Genomic DNA, 3,492 nt, shown 5'->3' on the forward strand with positions numbered 1-3,492 from the left:
TCACTTATCATTTTCGTTATTTAGGTCATATATGGTAAATATGACTTATCTTTTTTTGGAGTCTGTGTCTGTATTTTATGCTACATAAGCTTTTCAGCTTGCTTGTCCCCCTGTCAGTCTTAGCAGGATTACCGATCACCGATCTTTTATCTCGTCGTATTGGGTTAGATCCGTTTTTAGTGCTTAACCTTTTTCTGCCGATTCTGATTTTTGAAGCGGCGATTAATACCGATATCAGCCGTCTTCGCAGTACCTTTAAACCGATCGCACTGCTGGCAGGACCCGGCTCGGTTTTTTCTGCGGCGATTATTGCCGTTTTGGTAAAATTCGGGCTGGGGCTAGATTGGATTCCCGCCTTACTGGTGGGAGTGATTCTAGCAAACACCGATACTGTCTCGATGATTGCCGTCTTTAAAGAAATTCGGGTTCCCTCTAGGCTCTCCACTATTGTGGAAGGGGAAACACTATTTAATGATGCAGCCGCACTCGTCACCTTCAATTTGCTCTTGGTGATTTACGCGACTGGAACCATCAGCACCACACAAGTCATCAAGGAAGTGTTGATCGTTGCTCTGGGTGGGGGATTAGTGGGCGCTGTCCTAGGCTATCTGTGTCTGCCCATCTATGTGCGCTTACGGGAGCCGCTGAGTAGTCTGTTGCTTACGGTTGCGCTTGCCTTGGGAGCTTTTCAACTCGGGCAGTTTTTGGGTGTATCGGGAGCGGTAGCGGTAGTTATTGCCGGACTTGTCTTTGGTAACTTGGGGCTGCCTCGCAGCGCCTCTGCATCCGATCGCATTACCCTGATCAGTTTTTGGGAATACGCCGGTTTTATCGTCAATACCTTTATTTTTCTGCTCATTGGCATTGAAATCAACCCCTTGACCCTATGGCAAACCTTGCCATCGATTGTGCTGGTCATTTTGGCTTATCAATTGGGGCGTATTCTGTCAGTGTATTCTTTACTATGGGTACTTCGCTGGATTGATCGACCGATCCCCTTGCGCTGGCAACATATTCTGATTTTGGGCAACATCAAGGGTTCCCTCTCCATGGCCCTAGCGGTTGCTATTCCTTTGACTCTAACAGGACGGGAATTGATCATCGAGCTAGTCTTTGGGGCTGTGTTATTTTCTCTGGTCATCCAAGGATTAGCCTTACCCTGGCTAATTAAAAAGCTCGATATTAGTCAGGTTTCGGCAGTAACACGGGAGATTGGACAGTTACAGCTGCAGTTGATCGCGTCGAAAGCGGCACAAGATGAGTTAGCCAATTTACTGAAATCCGGCGTTTTACCGAAAGCAGTGTACGAAGAACTGTGGGCATCTTATCAGGCAAAAGTGGCGGTATCGGAACGGGTGCTGCGGGATGCTTATAATCAGTCTCGATCGGGGCAAATGGAGCCTAACAACGGTCAACTAGATGCCATTCGACGACGATTGTTCCTCGCTGAGAAGGCAGCCTTGAGCGATGCACTTCGCAAACGCATTGTACCAGAAAATTTAGTACAATCTTACGTTAAAGGTTTGGATGAGAAACTTCTATCGTTGGACGATGATTAGTTTGAATGCCGAGGTAATCGATCATCGGTTTGACGTATTCCGGACGAGTGACCACCAGAATAGTTGAGTCTGCTTCTAGGACGGTATTCCCGTTGGGAATCTCTAAACTGGCAGAAGCGTGACACTGATAGCCAATAATCAGCGAACCGGTCGGAAAGTTGGCATCTTGAGCGATTTGGGCAACGGTACGCCCAGCTACATAACAATCCCTGGGGACCGGCAGCTTTAGCACCTCCACTTGCCCCTGTTCAAAGTGCATCATCGATTCTACTTCGGGGTATTCGATCGCATTGGCCATGGTGGCAACGGCTAAATCAATCGTGCTGATGATGTGACTAGCTCCAGCAAGACGATAGGCTTCAAGAAATTCGCGATCGCACATTCTCACCACAATATGGGAAATGCCATAACTTCTAGACAGGGTGACTAGGGCTAGATTCATGGCATCGTCTCTCAGGGCGGCAACAACCGCTTTAGCTTGTTGAATCCCCGCCTCCAGCAGAACTTTTGTGCTGACAGCACTCCCCTCAAAGGCCATGACACCAATTTTTTCCCGGGCAAACCGACAGGCTAAAGGGTCCAGATCAACGATGGCTACGGTGTGTCCCAAGTCTAAAAGTTGTTGGGCTAAACCTAGCCCCACCATTCCCGCCCCACCAATTAAAACGTACATAGCGGCTCTTTACTTAACAAAATACTGCCTAAGTAGGTAGGCGTTAAAAATTATCAGATGCCCCCCTTATTCAGGGGGATCCCCCCGCCTATCGGCACCCCCCTTATCAAGGGGGGCAGGGGGGATCGAACCTAAAATCCATTTTAAATTTAATTATAACCAGCTACTTAATTAAGTGGTTTCAATTAGATTATAACCAGCTACTTACCCCAAAAATCTCCACAGAAAACATCAAATAAATTTATTTTGATCAATTCAAATACCAGAAAAAACAACTCTAGCAGTTATCTTAAGGGTGAGGTAGAACAGATAGAGATGATGCTAAATCCCGTCATTTCGTCCATACCACAATTCGGGCATTTTGTCAAAAAAATTTTGACTTTGCAACAAAACTACACAAAAATTAGATCAACGTTGTTGGGGAAAAAAGGGATAATTGGCGAAAGTGTTTGGTTTGGCTAAAAGGGAAAGTCTAGATTTAGCAATGGTTTCAAGGCAAGCTAGACCTTAAAAATTCCAAAAAAGACAAAAGAAACCCACCATAGCATAATGCAAAATTATACCAGAATCGCTGGAAGTATTGCTATCTCGTAAATAAATAGAAATTATTCTCAATAAATTCTTAAGTAAAAATAAATATTACTAATTGTAAATTTAAATATTTTTAAGTATTGAAGGTGTTTGTATATAGAATACTTATCATTTTGCCCCGATTGCCTCTAACTTTTCCCTTCCCACAGCAATCACCGGGTAAATAGAAAATTTCTCACTCTTTCTCCTAGAGATGAAGTACAGAGTAATCCTTACTCATCAAGTATTTTAGCGACAATAACTAACCTCATCTCTCTGAGAAAGGCTGTAGCGAAAGAAAATCTGATCAGTGGGAGCGTTACTTTTCATGCTTCCTAAATTTTATGCGAAGTTGTCGGGTTTCCTCGATCAAACTGTTCTAGGTTTGGGAAATGGAGTCAAGATAGAGAGTATCCGGACAGATATCTTGTTCGTTCGGCCAAGTTACCGTACCATCTAAAATTTTTACTTGATTAAAATACTGTTTGTTTTTAAGTTCTTGAAAGATGCCAAAATCGAGCAGTGGTGAACAATCATAAATTTTCTTTTCTTCATTAGTAAAGATGAGTTGGGCCAATTCAAGTCTGAATTGCATCACTGTCTGATCTACCTTTATAGAATACCTCATTCGGGGTACGATAGTCAAGACATTTTCGAGGACGATTGTTAATCAAGTTTACGGCTATTTCC

3 protein-coding genes and 1 pseudogene are annotated in these 3,492 nt (G+C 43.8%); 1 reads left to right on the forward strand and 3 read right to left on the reverse strand.

The annotated features are described in order from the left end of the window. Positions 1-77: 77 nt before the first annotated feature. A complete protein-coding gene (locus tag EWV68_RS09935) occupies positions 78-1,559 on the forward strand; it encodes a cation:proton antiporter (RefSeq protein ID WP_287169665.1) in 1,482 nt (493 codons plus the stop codon). Here the strand turns inward: EWV68_RS09935 and EWV68_RS09940 are convergent. From EWV68_RS09940 to EWV68_RS09950, 3 genes and pseudogenes are all read right to left on the reverse strand, one after another. Next, positions 1,516-2,232, reverse strand: coding sequence for a potassium channel family protein (locus tag EWV68_RS09940; RefSeq protein WP_061432687.1), 717 nt, complete (start codon positions 2,230-2,232; stop codon positions 1,516-1,518). The two genes, EWV68_RS09935 and EWV68_RS09940, sit on opposite strands and share 44 nt — an antisense overlap. 949 nt (positions 2,233-3,181) lie before the next feature. After that, complete coding sequence (locus tag EWV68_RS09945) at positions 3,182-3,397, reverse strand: DUF2442 domain-containing protein (RefSeq protein WP_287169666.1); 216 nt, start codon at positions 3,395-3,397, stop codon at positions 3,182-3,184. Next, positions 3,381-3,492 (reverse strand): annotated as a pseudogene (locus EWV68_RS09950) (IS30 family transposase); the annotation flags it as partial. The gene EWV68_RS09945 and the pseudogene EWV68_RS09950, both read right to left, overlap by 17 nt.

The sequence above is a fragment of the Microcystis sp. M_QC_C_20170808_M9Col genome (assembly GCF_007095495.1).
Taxonomy (GTDB): Bacteria; Cyanobacteriota; Cyanobacteriia; order Cyanobacteriales; family Microcystaceae; genus Microcystis; species Microcystis aeruginosa.

Excerpts from the sequence above, each read along its gene's own strand:
- EWV68_RS09935 (WP_287169665.1), top strand. The coding sequence starts at position 78 with ATGCTACATAAGCTTTTCAGCTTGCTTGTCCCCCTGTCAGTCTTAGCA.
- EWV68_RS09940 (WP_061432687.1), bottom strand. The coding sequence starts at position 2,232 with ATGTACGTTTTAATTGGTGGGGCGGGAATGGTGGGGCTAGGTTTAGCC.
- EWV68_RS09945 (WP_287169666.1), bottom strand. The coding sequence starts at position 3,397 with ATGCAATTCAGACTTGAATTGGCCCAACTCATCTTTACTAATGAAGAA.